This is a genomic window from Actinomycetospora sp. C-140 (assembly GCF_054796175.1).
In genome coordinates, this window is sequence record NZ_JBTWNF010000005.1 from 143563 (window position 1) to 157864 (window position 14302).

Below are 14302 nucleotides of genomic sequence, written 5' to 3' on the forward strand. Positions count from 1 at the left end.
TCCCCCGAAGACGGTGCCGGGGCCTTCGTGCGTCCGGCGCCGGTGCGGCCCCCTGCGGGCGTCCCAGGGCCGCGGATGGTCCGCTCAGCGTCCCCGGTGCTGCAACGGCACCCGCAGGACGGCGCGGGTGCCCTCCGACTCCGCCGGGCGCATGCTCAGGCTGCCGTCCAGCTCCGAGTCGACGAGCGTCCGCACGATCTGGAGACCGAGGCCCGTGGCCCGCTCCAGCGAGAACGTCTCGGGCAGCCCGCGGCCGTCGTCGCGGACCTCCACCTCGAGCACCGCGGCGGTGCGCTTCGCGGCGATCACCACCGAGCCCGACGCGCGCTCGGCGAACCCGTGCTCGAGGGCGTTCGCGACGAGCTCGGTGAGCACCATGACCAGCGGTGTCGCCATCACCGCCGGCAGCACGCCGACCTCGCCCTGACGGCTCATGGCGACGCGGGCCCCGGGCCGCGCGAGGTCGTTCATCATCGGCAGCACGCGGTCGAGGACCTCGTCGATGTCCACCTTCTCGTCCACCGACGCCGCCAGCGCCTCGTGCACCAGGGCGATCGACGAGACGCGGCGCACCGACTCCGTGAGCGCCTCCTGGGCCTCGTTGTGGGGCGTGCGGCGCGCCTGCAGGCGCAGGAGCGCCGCCACGGTCTGCAGGTTGTTCTTCACGCGGTGGTGGATCTCGCGGATCGTGGCGTCCTTGCTCAGCAGCGCCCGGTCGCGGCGGCGGACGTCGGTGACGTCCCGGACGAGCACCAGCGCGCCGGACGGCAGCCCGCGCGGGTGCAGCGGCAGCGCCCGCAGCACGGCCGTCGCGCCGTGGCCCTCCAGCTCGGCGCGCTGGGACGGCGTCCCGGCCAGCGCCCCGCGCACGTGCTCGGCGGCCTCGGTGCCCTCGAAGGCGTCGTCGGCGACGTCGCGCACGACCGTCGCGAGGTCGACGCCCACCAGCTCGTCGCTCCACCCCAGGCGGTGGAAGGCTGAGGCGGCGTTCGGGCTCGCGTAGAGCACGCGGCCGGTCGAGCTGATGCGCACGAGCCCGTCGCCCACCCGGGGCGACGAGCGGCCCTCGTCGCGGCCGGCGGCGGTGGGGAACGTCCCGTCCGCGACCATCTGGCACAGGTCGGAGGCCACCGCGAGGTACGAGATCTCCAGCGTGCTCGGCACCCGGGGGGCGGCCAGGTTCGTGTCGCGGCCGAGGACCGCGATCACGTCGCCCGAGCCCGAGTCCTCCCGGCTCGTGGGCGCCCGCACCGGCACGACCTCGCGGCGCACCGACCGGCCCCGGTGCCAGCGGGGCTGGTCCTCGCGCCGCAGGGTCGAGTCGTGCAGGGCCCGGTCGAGCTGGGCGTGCTGGCTCGCCGAGGCCACGGTGCCGACCATGTCCTCGGGGTGGGCGGTCGCCGTCGTCGTCGGGCGGCTCTGCGCGACGCACAGGAACTTCCCGGCCAGGTCGCCGCCCGTGACGGGGATCCAGAGCAGGAAGTCGGCGAACGAGAGGTCGGCCAGCAGCTGCCACTCGGCGACCACCCGCTGCAGGTGCGCCACCGCCGACCCGGAGAGCGTCGTGTGGGTGGCCAGGAGGTTCGACAACGTCGAGGTCGGCCGGCCGCGGTTCCCCACGGACCTCATCCAACCACTGTGACCGTCGCGCGCCCCCGACGTGCGACGATGGACGCATGTCGAAGCGCGCGCGCCAGAAGCGGGACCGCAAGAAGAAGAGCAGCAACCACGGCAAGCGCCCCCACGCCTGAACGCGCCTCAGCGCCTGCCCCGGACACACGACGGGCCCGTCCGCACATTGCGGACGGGCCCGTCGTCGGTTCGCCGGTGCTGCCGGAGCGCTCAGCGGCGCCAGGACTCCACGCGGGTCTGGTTGACCTCGACGACCGTGCCGGCGGGGCCGCGCTCGACGGTGACCTGCGCCTGCTCGAGCACCGTCGCGCGGATCTGCTCCCGGAGGCGCTCGTGCAGCTCGGCCGGGGCGTGCTCGCCGCGGCAGCTGCGGCCCAGCAGCGTCTTGACCTTCTCCTCGAGCCCGTAGCGGGCCAGACAAGGGCCGCACTCGTCGAGGTGGCGGCGCAGCTGGGCGTCGCGCTCGGGCTGGCACTCGTGGTCGAGCAGCAGCCACACCTCCGCGAGGACCTCCGAGCAGTCGGTCTCGTGGGGCTCTCCGCAGCTCATCGCGCGGCCCCCTCTCCGGTCGTCACGCGGGTGTCCCCGTCGCGGAGGAACCCGCGGTCGCGGGCGGTGTCGGTGAGCGCCTCCCGCAGCTGGCGGCGACCACGGTGCAGTCGCGACATCACGGTGCCGATCGGCGTGCCCATGATGTCGGCGATCTCCTTGTAGGCGAAGCCCTCGACGTCGGCGAGGTACACCGCCATCCGGAAGTCGTCCGGCAGGCTCGACAGCGCGTCGCGGATGTCGTTGTCCGGCAGGTTCTCCAGCGCCTCGGCCTCGGCCGACGGCAGGCCCGACGAGCTGTGCTCCCCGGCCTGGGCGAGCTGCCAGTCGGTGATCTCCTCGGTGGGCGACTGCTGGGGCTGCCGCTGCCGCTTGCGGTAGGTGTTGATGTAGGAGTTGGTGAGGATGCGGTACATCCACGCCTTGAGGTTCGTGCCGGGCGTGAACGAGGCGAACGACGAGTACGCCTTGAGCACCGTCTCCTGCACCAGGTCCTCGGCGTCGGCCGGGTTGCGCGTCATGCGCAGGGCCGCCGCGTACAGCTGGTCGACCAGCGGCATCGCGTCACGCTCGAAGCGCGCGGCACGCTCCTCGGGCGTCTCGGTCGCCAGGTCCACCGCCCCGTCCGCCGGCGCCGACCGCACCTCCTGGCGCTCTTCGGGCTCGCCGGCCCGATCGCTCGCCGCGCTCGCACCGTCGGCCACGAGGCTCCCTCCACGCCGCTCGCGCACCGCGAGCGCGACATCGTCGGATCCCGCGGAGACTACCCGGCCGCGCGGGGAGCCACCCCGCATCGCCGACGACGTCACCCGCGTCCCGGTCGCCGGGACGAGCGACGCCAGGTCCACCCCGGCCTCGATCCCGACGTCCCTGACGGGCTCCGTCACCATTGTTGGCATCGCACCTCTCCTCGTCCTGCCGCGCGAGGACCATGGTGATCGCGCGGCGTATCCACGGAACGCGACAGGAGGGTCGGGGATTCCCGCTTGCCGGCCGCGACGAGGTTTGGTGGGCTCCCGGCCCGTGGCCGGTCGCGCGACCCCGGCGACGGCCGCGCTGGACGCGGCCGGCGTCGTCTACAGCACCCACCCGTACACGGCCCCGGGGAAGACCGCCTACGGCACCGAGGCCGCCGACGCCCTCGGCCTCGACCCGCACCGGGTGCTGAAGACGCTGGTCGCGGAGGTGGACGGCGCACCGGTGCTGGCGATGGTGCCGGTGGCCGGGACGCTCGACCTCAAGGCGCTGGCCGCCGCTCGCGGCGGGAAGCGCGCCGTCATGGCCGACGCCACCCGCGCCCAGCGGCTCACCGGCTACGTCGTCGGCGGCATCGCCCCGCTGGGCACCCGCCAGGCGCTGGACGTCGTGATCGACCTCTCGGTCGCCGAGCACGCGACGGTCTACTGCTCGGCCGGCCGCCGGGGGCTGCAACTGGAGCTCGCCCCCGACGACCTCGCCACGGTCACCGGGGGCGAGCTGGCCGAGATCAGCTCGCAGCCCTGAAGAACGTCCGCAGGTCGGCGACGACCGCGTCCGGCTCCTCCAGCACCGCGAAGTGGCCGCCGCGGTCGTGGCGGCTCCAGTGCACGACGTTCGTGTTGTCGCGCTCGGCGAACACCCGGATCGTCTGGAAGTCGTCGGCGAACACCTGCACACCGGTCCGTGCGGCGCTGACCCGCGGCTCGACCCCGGAGTGCGCCTCCTCGAAGTGGTAGCGCACGGCGCCCGAGGCGGTGTTGGTCAGCCAGTACAACGACACCTGGGTGAGGATCTGGTCGGCGGTGACGAGGCTCGTGCCGTTGCCGAAGGAGGCGAAGAGCTCGTCGTACGCGAGCTGGGCGACCGGGGAGTCCGCGAGCCCGACGGCCACGGTCTGCGGGCGCGAGCCGTTCATCTGGTTGTAGCCGCCGACCTTCTGGAACCACTGCATGTGCTCCAGGCCGGCGTGGTCCGACGGCTCGAGGCGCTCGAACTCCGCCGGGTCGCCCGAGGGGAAGCTGAACAGCTGCAGGACGTGCAGGCCGAGGAAGCCGGGCGGGTCGAGCAGCCCGAGCTCGCGGGCGACGAGCGCGCCCCCGTCGCTGCCGTGCGCGCCGTAGCGCTCGTAGCCGAGCCGGCGCATCAGCGTGTCGTAGGTGCGGGCGACCCGCGCCATCGTCCAGCCGCGGTCGGCCACGGGCGTCGAGAAGCCGAAGCCGGGCATCGACGGGGCAACGACGGAGAACGCGTCCTCGGCGCGCCCGCCGTGCGCCACCGGGTCGGTGAGCGGCCCGATGACGTCGAGGAACTCGGCGAACGAGCCGGGGTAGGTGTGCAGCAGGAGCAGGGGCGTCGCGCCGGCCTCGGCGGAGGGCACGTGCACGAAGTGGATCGTCTGGCCGTCGATCTCGGTGCGGAAGTTCGGCACGGCGTTCATCCGCGCCTCCTGGGCACGCCAGTCGAACGTCGTGCGCCACTGCTCGACCATCGCGGCGAGGTAGTGGTTCGGCGTGCCGTAGTCCCAGTCGTCGCCCGGCGCGGGTCGCGGGAGGCGGGTGCGGTCGAGGCGGTCGGCGAGGTCGTCGAGCTCGGCCTGCGGGACGGCGATGGTGAAGGGGGTGATCTCGGTGCTGCTCATGAGGAGAACGGTAGGAACCAACCAGGTACGGATCGTTCCTCGTTTCCGGCAGGATGCCGTCCCGTGCGCGACACCGCCGCCCGGCTGCTGACCCTGCTGTCCCTGCTGCAGTCGCGCCCCGACTGGCCGGGCCCGGAGCTCGCCGCGCGGCTCGGCGTCACCGACCGGACCGTCCGCCACGACGTCGCGCGTCTCCGCGGGCTCGGCTACCCCGTCGACGCCGAGACCGGGCGGGCCGGGCACTACCGGCTCGGCGTCGGCGCCTCCCTGCCCCCGCTGCTGCTCGACGACGAGGAGGCCGTGGCCGTCGCGATCGGCCTGCGCGCCGCCACGGGCCTCGCCGGTGTGGCGGAGACCAGCGCCCGCGCCCTGACCAAGCTGGAGCGCATCCTCCCGGCGCGGCTGCGCCGCACCGTGTCCGCCCTCGCCGAGGCCACGACCCGGGGTCCCGAGAACACCGCCACCGACGCGCCGGACCCGGAGGTCGACCCGGCCCTGCTCACCGCCCTGGCCGGCGCCATCCGCGACCGCACGGCGATCCGGGTGGTGCTCGATCCGGACGCCCCGGCCCGCGTGCTCGAGCCCTATCGCCTCGTGAGCTGGCAGCGCCGGTGGTACGTGGTGGTCCGCGACGGTCCCGCGTGGCGGGTGCTGCGGGTCGACGGGCTCACCCTGCGCACACCGGGCGGCGGGCGGTTCACGCCGGTCGAGCCGCCCGAGGACCTCACCGACCTCGTGCTGCGCGAGGTCGCGGCCGCCGGCTGGTCGGTGCACGCGCGGGTGGTCGTCGACGCCCCGGCCGCGGACGTGCTCGCGCAGATCAACCCGGCGGTCGGGGTCGTGGAGCCCCGAGACGCCCACCGCTGTGTCCTGGTCACCGGCGCCGACAGCCACGCGACCGTGGCCGCGTACGTCGGGATGCTCCCGTTCGACTTCCACCTCGACGGCCCGCCGGAGCTGGTCGAGCACGTCCGGGCGCTCGGGGAGCGCTACCGGCGGGCCGTGGGCGCCTGACTACGGCATCTCCACGACGAACCGGAACCGCACGTCCCCGCGCCCGAGCCGGTCCAGCGCGTCACCGAGACGGTCGGGCGTCACGACCTCCACGTCGGCGACGATCCCGTGCTCGGCGGCGACGTCGAGCATCTCGCGGGTGGCGGGCACGCCGCCGCTGCCCGTCCCGACGATCTTCTTCTCGCCGACGACCAGGCTCATCGGGTCGACGTCGAGGCGGGCCGGCGGGATGCCCGCCAGCACGTAGGCCCCGTCGACCGCGAGCGCGTCCAGGTAGGGCGCGAGGTCGAGCGGGTGGCCGGTCGTGTCGAGGAGCAGGTCGAAGCGCCGCCTCTGGCGGGCCAGCGCCTCGGGGTCGCGGGTGACGACGACGTCGTCGGCCCCCAGGGCCTTCGCCGCGTCGGCCTTGCCCTCGCTGGTGGTCAGGGCGACCGTCTCGGCGCCCAGCGCGTGGGCGAACTTGATCGCGAGGTGCCCGAGGCCGCCGACCCCGACCACGCCCACCGTCGTCCCCGGGCCCGCGCCGAGGCGGCGCAGCGGGGACCAGGTGGTGATCCCGGCGCAGAGCAGCGGCGCCGCGCCGGCGGGGTCGAGCCCGGCCGGCAGGGCGTGGACGAAGTGCCGGTCGACGACGATCTCGGTGGAGAACCCGCCCTGGGTGACGCCGCCGGAGACCCGGTCCTCGCCGCCGTAGGTCAGCGTCGGGAACGCCTCGCAGTCGTTCTCCCGCCCGGCGCGGCAGGCGGTGCACGTGCGACACGAGTCGATGATGTTCCCGACGGCGACCCGGTCGCCCGCGGCGAGATCGTCGACGTCGCCGCCCACGGCCGCGACGACCCCGGTCATCTCGTGGCCCGCGACCAGCGGGAAGGCGGCGGGGTCGCCGCTCGCGAGGGCGTGCCGGTCGGTCGCGCACACCCCGCAGTGCGTGATGCGGACGACGACGTCCTGCGGCCGCGGGTCGCGCCGCTCGACGGTCCACGGCTGCGGGGCGGCGCCCGGCGTCGCGGCGGCCCATCCGGTCACCTGGTGCACGATCGGACCTCCTCGGTCAGAACCAACTGGTTGGTTACCTCCGACCGTAACATGTAACCGACCAGTTGGTTATGATGAGGCGGTGCCCAAGGACGGTGCGGCGACCCGGCGCCGCCTGCTCGACGCCGCGACCGCGGAGTTCTCGCGGTTCGGGATCGCGGGGGCGCGCGTCGACCGCATCGCCGACGCCGCGGAGGCCAACAAGGCGCAGATCTACGCGTGGTTCACGTCGAAGGACGGGCTGTTCGACGCCGTGTTCGCCGAGCACCTGTCGCTGATCGTCGACCTCGTGCCGTTCGACGCGACCGACCTGGCCGGCTACGCGGTGCGGCTCTACGACGCCTACCTCGAGCGGCCCTCGGTGATCCTCCTCGCGACCTGGGCGCGGCTGGAGCGGGTGCCCACGGGCGACCTGCTCACGACGGCCGCGCAGGACGTCGCCGCGAAGCTCGACGCGGTCCGCGCCGCCCAGGCCGACGGGTTGGTCGACCCCGAGCTCGCGCCGCGCGACGTCTACTCGATGGTGATCTCGCTGTCGATGAGCTGGTCGCCGGCGGCGACGGTGATCGCCGCGTCGACGGCCGACCCGGACGACGAGCACGCGCGGCGCCGGGCCGCCCTGCACGCCGTCGCGACCCGGGCCTTCCGTCCGGGCCGCTGATCGTCAGCCGGGCCCCGCCGACAGGCTCCGGAGCTCCGGGACGAGCGTCTCCAGCCACGACCCGACGGCGTCACGGATCGGGCCTCTCGCCCTCAGCGAGTGGTCGCCCCGCACGGTGACCACCTCGCGGTGCTTCCCCGGGGACGGGATGCCGAAGCGGTCGTTCTCCCCCGACACCGCGAGCACCGGGATGCCGGCGTCGTCGACGGCGTCGATCTCCGGGCCGCGGTCGGGGCGCGTGCCGTCCTTGCGGGCGGGCGCGAGCAGCGGGAACGCGAGCGTCAGCACCCCGATCGGCGCCGGGTCGGCGGCGACCGCGCCGCGGCACGCGACCCGCGCGCCCGAGGACCGCCCGCCGTGGATCTGCGGGGTGTCCGGGAAGCGCTCGGTGAGGGCGGCGAGCACCCGGGCCCAGGCCTCGTCGAGCTGGGCGGCGGGCGCCGGCGCCTTGCGGCCGGCGACCCGGTAGGGCTGCAGGACGCGGGCCACCGCGAAGCGTCCGGCCGCCGCCGCGGCGGCGAGCAGGTCGGGCGCCTCGATCCCCCCGCCGGCGCCGTGGCCGAGCACGAGGAGCCCGAGGCAGCGTCCGGGCGTCCGCAGCGCCACGCGGGCGGGTCCGTGCGGCGTCGGGACCTCGAGCTCCTCGGCCGTCACTGGGTGGCGGGGACGTCGAGGTCCAGCCCCTGCTGCTCGGGCTCGTCGTGGCTCTCCTCGATCAGCTCGGGCCCGTGGTTCTTCACGTTGTTGACCTTGGTGGACACCTGGCGGAGCTCGAACGCCGTGAGCAGCTCGGTCGGCGGGGGCTCGAGGAGGTCGGTCGGGTCGTCGTTGTCCGGGTCGAGCCACGCCCGCCACCGCTCGGCGGGCAGCACCAGCGGCATGCGGTGGTGGATCGCCGTGAGCGGCCCCGCGGCGTCGACGGTGACGACCGTGGTGCTGATCAGCGGCGACGTGCCCTTCGGGGCGTCCTTCGGCCGCCAGGTCTCCCACAGACCCGCGAAGGCGAGCGACGTCCCGCCGGGCAGCGTGATGAAGTACGGCACCTTGCGCCCGCCGGGCCCGTCGCGCTGCCACTCGAACCAGCCGTCGGCCGGGAGCAGGCAGCGGCGGCCCTTCACCGCGCGGCGGAAGGCGGGCTTGCTGGTCAGCGAGTCGGACCGCGCGTTGATCATGCGGTTGCCGACCTTCGGGTCGTCGGCCCAGCCCGGCACGAGGCCCCAGCGCATGGCCCGCAGGCTGCGCTCGAGGCGCTGCGGGTCGGCCTTGCCGTCGCCGTCGCGCGGATGCCGGTCGACCACGCCGATCACGGTCTCGGTGGGCGCGACGTTGTACTCGGGCCCGGGCCACGCGCCGTCGGTGGCGTCGACGGCGTCGAACTCCTCGGCGAGGGTGGCCGGGTCCTTGGCCTGGCTGTAGCGGCCGCACATGCCGCCATCATCCCACCGGGCACCGACACAGCCCGGGCCGAGCGCGAGAAGATGGCCCCATGAGCGATCAGCCCTGGGCGGCACCGACGGCCGACGGGCCCGTGCGGGGCACGGTGTCGGTGCCCGGCTCCAAGTCGGTGACGAACCGCGCGCTGGTCCTCGCCGCGCTGGGCGCCGACGGCGTGACCCGCCACGTCCGCGGCGCGGCCCGCTCGCGGGACACGACGCTGATGGCCGGCGCCCTGGCGTCCCTCGGCGCGACGGTGACGACGGCCGACGGACGGGCCGGCACGCTCGACCTGGCGATCACCGCCCCGGCGACCTTCCACGGCGGGCACGTCGACTGCGGGCTCGCGGGCACCGTGATGCGCTTCGTCCCGCCGCTCGCCGCGCTGGCCGACGGCGAGGTCGTCCTCGACGGCGACCCGCGGGCCCGCGAGCGCCCCATGGGCGGGATCGTCGCCGGCCTGCGCGGGCTGGGCGTCGAGGTCACCGGCGAGGCGCTGCCGCTGACCGTCGCCGGCGGGCCGCACCCACGCGGCGGCGACGTGAGCGTCGACGCGTCCGCGTCCAGCCAGTTCGTCAGCGGCCTGCTCCTCTCGGGCGCCCGCTACGCCGCGGGCGTCACCGTCACCCACGCCGGCGAGCGCGGGGTCCCGTCCCTGCCGCACGTGGCGATGACCGTGGCGATGCTGCGGACGGCCGGCGTGACCGTCGCGGAGGAGCCGTCCCGGTGGCGCGTCGCGCCGGGCCCCGTCACGGCGCCGACCGTGCTCGACGTCGAGCCCGACCTGTCGGGGGCGGCGGTCTACCTGGCCGCGGCGCTCGCGACCGGCGGGACGGTGACGGTCGCGGGCTGGCCGGACACCGACCTCCAGCCCGGCTCCGCGGTGCGGCGCGTGCTGGAGGCCTTCGGCGCGCGGGTGACCCTCGACGCGGACGGGCTCACGGTCGACGGGCCCGGACGGCTCGACGGCGTGGACGTCGACCTCGGCGAGATCAGCGAGCTCACCCCGACCGTCGCCGCCCTCGCCGCCGTCGCGGCGCGGGACGGTGCGACGTCGCGGCTGCGCGGCGTCGCCCACATCCGTGGTCACGAGACCGACCGCCTGGCCGCCCTGGCCGCCGAGCTCGGCACCGTCGGGGCGCGCGTCACCGAGACCGCGGACGGGCTGGAGATCGCGCCGGCGCCCCTCACCGCGCCCACCCGGCCCTGGGGCGCGTACGCCGACCACCGGATGGCGACGGCCGGCGCGATCGTCGGTCTCGTCGTGCCCGGCGTCGCGATCGACGACGTCGCGGCCACCACCAAGACCCTCCCCGACTTCGCGACCGACTGGCCCGCCCTCGTGCGCGCCGGGGTCGGGGTCTAGAGGAGCCGGCGGGGTGCCGAGCGGAGCGCGCGGCGGCCGCGGGGAGACCTCGCGGCTCGACGAGTCCGACGTCCGCGTCCGCCCGGGCAAGGGGACGCGCCCGCGCAGCAAGCGCCGCCCCGAGCACGCCGACGCCACCACGGCGATGGTCGTCGGCGTCGACCGCGGCCGGTGGACCTGCGCGCCCGACGACGACCCCGCGCGCCGGATCGTCGCCATGCGGGCGCGGGAGATGGGGCGCACGCCGGTCGTCGTCGGCGACCGGGTGGGGCTGGTCGGCGACGTCTCCGGCGGCGAGGACGCCCTCGCGCGGATCGTGCGGGTCGACGAGCGGACGAGCGTCCTGCGCCGCACCGCCGACGACACCGATCCCTACGAGCGGGTGGTCGTCGCCAACGCCTCCCACCTCGTGATCGTCACCGCGGTCGCCGACCCGACCCCGCGCACCGGGTTCGTCGACCGGGCGCTCGTGGCCGCCTACGCCGGCGGCCTCGAACCCGTGCTGTGCCTGACGAAGACCGACCTCGCCGACCCGGCCGAGTTCGCCGCGAACTACGCCGACCTCGACCTGCCCCTCGTCGTGACCCGCGCCGACGAGGACCCGACGGGGCTGCGCGAGGTCGTCGAGGGGCGGGTCACGGCGCTCGTCGGGCACTCCGGGGTCGGGAAGTCGACGCTGGTCAACGTGCTCGTGCCGGACGCCGACCGGGCCGTCGGCGAGGTGTCGGGGATCGGCAAGGGCCGGCACACCTCGACGTCGGCGGTGGCGCTGGCCCTGCCGGACCACACGGGCTGGGTCGTGGACACCCCGGGCATCCGCTCGTTCGGGCTCGCGCACATCGCGGCCGACGACGTCGTCGCCGCGTTCGGCGACCTCGCCGCGGCGATCGAGGACTGCCCGCGCGGCTGCACCCACCTCGGGCCCCCGGCCGACCCGGAGTGCGCGCTGGACGCCGAGGTGGCGGCCGGCCGCCTGCCGATCGGCCGGCTGGAGGCACTGCGACGGGTCCTGACGGCCCTGCGGACTCCGTCCTGGGAGACCTGACGTCGGTTCGACGTAAGGTGCGCCGTTCCTGTCCGACGGCGCGAGGTGGTGGGTTCGACGAGCAGTTCCGACCTGGAGGCCGGTCCGGCGGAGAGCAGGTCGGAGCGGCCGCGCGTCCCGGACGACCCGACCGACGAGGGCCGGGGCGGGGAGCAGGACGGCGGCGAGGGCGGGTCCACCCTCACGGTGGTCCTGGCGCTCGGGGCGAACGCGATGGTCGGCGTGCTCAAGCTCCTCGCGGGCCTGCTCACCGGGTCGTCGGCGATGCTGGCCGAGGCCGCGCACTCCGCGGCGGACTGCACGACCGAGGGCTTCCTGTTCACCGCCCTGCGCCGCTCGGCGAAGAAGCCCGACCGCCGGCACCCGTTCGGCTACGGCAAGGAGCGGTTCTTCTGGTCGATGCTCGCGGCGGTCTCGGTGTTCGTCACCGGAGCCGCGTACTCGATCTACGAGGGCGTCCACACGATCGTCGAGCAGGCGCCCGACCCGGCCGAGGAGCAGTACGCCTGGGTCGCCTACGCGGTGCTCGGGCTGTCAGCCGTGATCGAGGGCGTCTCGTGGCAGCAGGCCGTCCGTCAGGTGTGGCGCGAGAAGCGGGAGCTGGGCCTGTCGCTCCGTCAGTACCTGCGCCTGTCCGACGACCCCACGTCGCTGAGCGTCCTGTTCGAGGACACCGCCGCGCTGATCGGCCTGCTCCTCGCCGCGGCCGGCGTCGTCCTGCACCAGCTCACCGGCTCGTCGCTGTGGGACGGCATCGCCTCGGTGCTGATCGGCCTCCTGCTGGCGGGGGTCGCCTACGTGCTCGGGCGCACCAACAAGCACCTCCTGGTCGGCCGCTCCGCCGAGCCACGGGTCATGCGCGCGGTGTTCGACCACCTCGCCGACGCGCCGGAGGTCGTCGCCGTCGTCGACCTGAAGTCGATGCTCACCGGCGCCGACAGCGTCCTCGTGTGCGCCCGCGTCGACGTCGTCGACACGCTCGGCGCCGACGACGTCGAGCGGGTCTGTGTCCGGCTCGACGAGGAGCTGCGGGAGCGGTTCAACGACGTCGACGACGTGTTCGTCGAGCCGGTGCCCCGCGGGGACCCGGCACTGCGGCGCGCCGTGCTGGAGCGCTACGGCGACCTGCTCTCCGAGTGGCAGCGCGAGCACGACGCCGCCCGCCTCGCCACGCCTGATCACACCTCCGACGTGATGTGAGCGGGCGCGTTCTGGGGTAGGACCGGGGCGTGGCGAACGGGTCCCGCGACGGGGACGGTTCCGGCGGTGGCGAGTCCACGCTCACGGTGCTGCTCGCGCTGGCCTCGAACGTGCTGGTCGGCGTCCTCAAACTGATCGCCGGCCTGCTCACCGGCTCGTCGGCGATGCTCGCCGAGGCGGCGCACTCGGTGGCGGACACGACCACCGAGGTCTTCCTCGTCACGGCCCTGCGCCGGTCGGGCCGCCGACCGGACCGCACGCACCCGTTCGGGTACGGCAAGGAGCGGTTCTTCTGGGCGATGATCGCGGCGGTCTCGGTGTTCGTCACCGGCGCCGCGTACTCGATCCTCGAGGGGATCGAGACGATCGTCGAGCAGGCGCCCGACCCGGCGGAGGAGCAGTACGCGTGGGTCGCGTACGCCGTGCTGGCGCTGTCGTTCGTCATCGAGGGCACGTCGTGGCAGCAGGCAGTGCGCCAGGTGTGGCGGGAGAAGCGGGAGCTGCGGCTCTCGCTCTACCGCTACCTGCGGCTCTCCGACGACCCGACGGTCAAGAGCGTCCTGTTCGAGGACTCCGCCGCGCTGATCGGCCTGGTGTTCGCCGCGCTCGGCGTCGGCCTGCACCAGCTGACCGGCTCGTCGGTGTGGGACGGCATCGCCTCGGTGATGATCGGCGTGCTGCTCGTCTTCGTCGCCTACGCCCTCGGCCGCACCAACAAGAACCTGTTGATCGGCCGGTCCGCCGAGCCCCGCGTCATGCACGCGGTGTTCGACCACCTCGCCGACGCCCCGGAGATCGAGGCCGTCGTCGACCTGCAGTCCATGCTCACCGGCACCGACAGCGTCCTGCTCTGCGCGCGGGTCGACTTCGTCGACGCCCTGTCGGCCGCCGATCTCGAGCGTGCCTGCGTGCGGCTCGACGACGAGCTGCGCGAGCGCTTCACCGACCTCGACCAGATCTTCATCGAGCCCGTGCCGCGGACCGATCCGGACATGCGCGCGGCCGTGCTCGAGCGCTACGGCACCCTGCTGACCACCTGGCAGCGCGAGCACGACGCCCGTCAGTCCTCGGTCCACTCCAGGAGGTCGCCGGGCTGACACCCGAGCACCCGGCACATGGCCTCGAGGGTGCTGAAGCGCACCGCCTTCGCCCGCCCGTTCTTGAGCACGGCGACGTTGGCGGGCGTGAGCCCGACGCGCTCGGCGAACTCCCCCACGCTCATCTTGTGCCGCGCGAGCTGCACGTCGATGCGCACGACGATCGGCATCAGATGACCGCGTCCATGTCGGTGCGCAGGGTGGTGGCCGCCCGCAGCAGGGCACGCATGACGATCATCAGCAGCCCCACCACCGCGACCACCAGGACCGGCGCGGACAGCAACAGCGTGACCGGGCCGCCCTCGTCGGCGACGGACGCCACCCACACCGCGACGCCCACGAGCACGACCCACGCCGCCGCGATCGCCCCGACGATGACGTCGACCCAGACCAGGGACGACGGCGTGAAGATCCGGTCCGCCCGCACGCGGGAGAGCAGCGCCCAGGTCGCGACGATCACCACCTCGGCGCAGAGCAGCCAGAACGCCGCGAGCGCGGTCATCGGCCACCGCAGGGGCGCGAACTGCGGCGACTCCTGCGCCATCGCCGCGAACTGGCCCGGGAACGACAGCGTCTGGAAGACGAGCAGGACGGCGAACAGCACGACCAGGCAGACCCGCAGCGGCAGCACCACGCGTTCGACCCTCAGCAT

Annotated in this window: 17 protein-coding genes; 8 read left to right on the top strand and 9 right to left on the bottom strand. The window is 74.7% G+C overall.

From position 1 onward, the window contains the following. Positions 1-84 precede the first annotated feature (84 nt). Complete coding sequence (locus ACR9E3_RS10610) at positions 85-1629, bottom strand: sensor histidine kinase (RefSeq protein WP_460380201.1); 1545 nt, start codon at positions 1627-1629, stop codon at positions 85-87. Positions 1630-1676: 47 nt separating this feature from the next. Here ACR9E3_RS10610 and ACR9E3_RS10615 point away from each other — a divergent pair, with 47 nt between their 5' ends. Next, positions 1677-1751 carry a 50S ribosomal protein bL37 gene (locus ACR9E3_RS10615; protein WP_378022413.1) on the top strand — a complete coding sequence of 25 codons (75 nt, stop codon included), beginning with the start codon at positions 1677-1679 and terminating at the stop codon, positions 1749-1751. Positions 1752-1842: 91 nt separating this feature from the next. Here the strand turns inward: ACR9E3_RS10615 and rsrA are convergent, their stop codons facing one another. Both rsrA and ACR9E3_RS10625 read right to left on the bottom strand, forming a co-directional pair. Beyond that, positions 1843-2181 carry a mycothiol system anti-sigma-R factor gene (gene rsrA, locus ACR9E3_RS10620; protein WP_285657653.1) on the bottom strand — a complete coding sequence of 113 codons (339 nt, stop codon included), beginning with the start codon at positions 2179-2181 and terminating at the stop codon, positions 1843-1845. Continuing rightward, the gene (locus tag ACR9E3_RS10625; RefSeq protein WP_460380405.1) at positions 2178-2825 is read right to left on the bottom strand and encodes a sigma-70 family RNA polymerase sigma factor; all 648 of its coding nucleotides are present in this window, start codon (positions 2823-2825) and stop codon (positions 2178-2180) included. Before ACR9E3_RS10625 ends, rsrA begins: the two co-directional genes overlap by 4 nt. Before the next feature lie 379 nt (positions 2826-3204). On the opposite strand from ACR9E3_RS10625, the gene ybaK reads away from it, so the two are divergent. Beyond that, positions 3205-3684 carry a Cys-tRNA(Pro) deacylase gene (gene ybaK, locus ACR9E3_RS10630; protein ID WP_460380407.1) on the top strand — a complete coding sequence of 160 codons (480 nt, stop codon included), beginning with the start codon at positions 3205-3207 and terminating at the stop codon, positions 3682-3684. On the opposite strand, the gene ACR9E3_RS10635 is transcribed toward ybaK, so the two are convergent. Continuing rightward, positions 3668-4798, bottom strand: coding sequence for an epoxide hydrolase family protein (locus ACR9E3_RS10635; RefSeq protein WP_460380202.1), 1131 nt, complete (start codon positions 4796-4798; stop codon positions 3668-3670). The genes ybaK and ACR9E3_RS10635 overlap by 17 nt on opposite strands. 63 nt (positions 4799-4861) lie before the next feature. On the opposite strand from ACR9E3_RS10635, the gene ACR9E3_RS10640 reads away from it, so the two are divergent. Then, positions 4862-5812 (top strand): helix-turn-helix transcriptional regulator, encoded by a 951-nt coding sequence (locus ACR9E3_RS10640; RefSeq protein ID WP_460380203.1) that lies wholly within the window; start codon positions 4862-4864, stop codon positions 5810-5812. Here ACR9E3_RS10640 and ACR9E3_RS10645 read toward each other — a convergent pair whose 3' ends face one another. Further along, positions 5813-6847: an NAD(P)-dependent alcohol dehydrogenase gene (locus ACR9E3_RS10645; protein WP_460380204.1), complete on the bottom strand. Its 1035-nt coding sequence runs from the start codon at positions 6845-6847 to the stop codon at positions 5813-5815. It lies immediately after the preceding gene. Positions 6848-6929: 82 nt separating this feature from the next. Here ACR9E3_RS10645 and ACR9E3_RS10650 point away from each other — a divergent pair, with 82 nt between their 5' ends. Then, entirely contained in the window at positions 6930-7508 is a 579-nt protein-coding gene (locus tag ACR9E3_RS10650; RefSeq protein WP_460380205.1) for a TetR family transcriptional regulator, read from the top strand. Between the two features lie 3 nt (positions 7509-7511). Here ACR9E3_RS10650 and ACR9E3_RS10655 read toward each other — a convergent pair whose 3' ends face one another. Together ACR9E3_RS10655 and ACR9E3_RS10660 are read right to left on the bottom strand one after the other, a co-directional pair. Beyond that, the gene (locus tag ACR9E3_RS10655; protein ID WP_460380206.1) at positions 7512-8162 is read right to left on the bottom strand and encodes an alpha/beta hydrolase family protein; all 651 of its coding nucleotides are present in this window, start codon (positions 8160-8162) and stop codon (positions 7512-7514) included. After that, entirely contained in the window at positions 8159-8935 is a 777-nt protein-coding gene (locus ACR9E3_RS10660; protein ID WP_460380207.1) for an SOS response-associated peptidase, read from the bottom strand. Before ACR9E3_RS10660 ends, ACR9E3_RS10655 begins: the two co-directional genes overlap by 4 nt. Before the next feature lie 59 nt (positions 8936-8994). On the opposite strand from ACR9E3_RS10660, the gene aroA reads away from it, so the two are divergent. The 4 genes from aroA (at position 8995) to ACR9E3_RS10680 (ending at position 13650) form a co-directional block, all read left to right on the top strand. Next, entirely contained in the window at positions 8995-10308 is a 1314-nt protein-coding gene (gene aroA, locus ACR9E3_RS10665) for a 3-phosphoshikimate 1-carboxyvinyltransferase (RefSeq protein WP_460380208.1), read from the top strand. A 13-nt stretch (positions 10309-10321) separates the two neighbouring features. Then, the gene (rsgA, locus tag ACR9E3_RS10670) at positions 10322-11353 is read left to right on the top strand and encodes a ribosome small subunit-dependent GTPase A (protein WP_460380209.1); all 1032 of its coding nucleotides are present in this window, start codon (positions 10322-10324) and stop codon (positions 11351-11353) included. 186 nt (positions 11354-11539) lie between these two features. Further along, positions 11540-12553 (top strand): cation diffusion facilitator family transporter, encoded by a 1014-nt coding sequence (locus ACR9E3_RS10675; protein WP_460380408.1) that lies wholly within the window; start codon positions 11540-11542, stop codon positions 12551-12553. A gap of 29 nt (positions 12554-12582) precedes the next feature. After that, the gene (locus ACR9E3_RS10680) at positions 12583-13650 is read left to right on the top strand and encodes a cation diffusion facilitator family transporter (protein ID WP_460380210.1); all 1068 of its coding nucleotides are present in this window, start codon (positions 12583-12585) and stop codon (positions 13648-13650) included. On the opposite strand, the gene ACR9E3_RS10685 is transcribed toward ACR9E3_RS10680, so the two are convergent. Both ACR9E3_RS10685 and ACR9E3_RS10690 read right to left on the bottom strand, forming a co-directional pair. Further along, positions 13614-13820: a helix-turn-helix domain-containing protein gene (locus tag ACR9E3_RS10685; RefSeq protein ID WP_460380211.1), complete on the bottom strand. Its 207-nt coding sequence runs from the start codon at positions 13818-13820 to the stop codon at positions 13614-13616. The genes ACR9E3_RS10680 and ACR9E3_RS10685 overlap by 37 nt on opposite strands. Beyond that, complete coding sequence (locus tag ACR9E3_RS10690) at positions 13820-14302, bottom strand: DUF2975 domain-containing protein (protein ID WP_460380212.1); 483 nt, start codon at positions 14300-14302, stop codon at positions 13820-13822. The genes ACR9E3_RS10685 and ACR9E3_RS10690 overlap by 1 nt, the downstream gene beginning before the upstream one ends.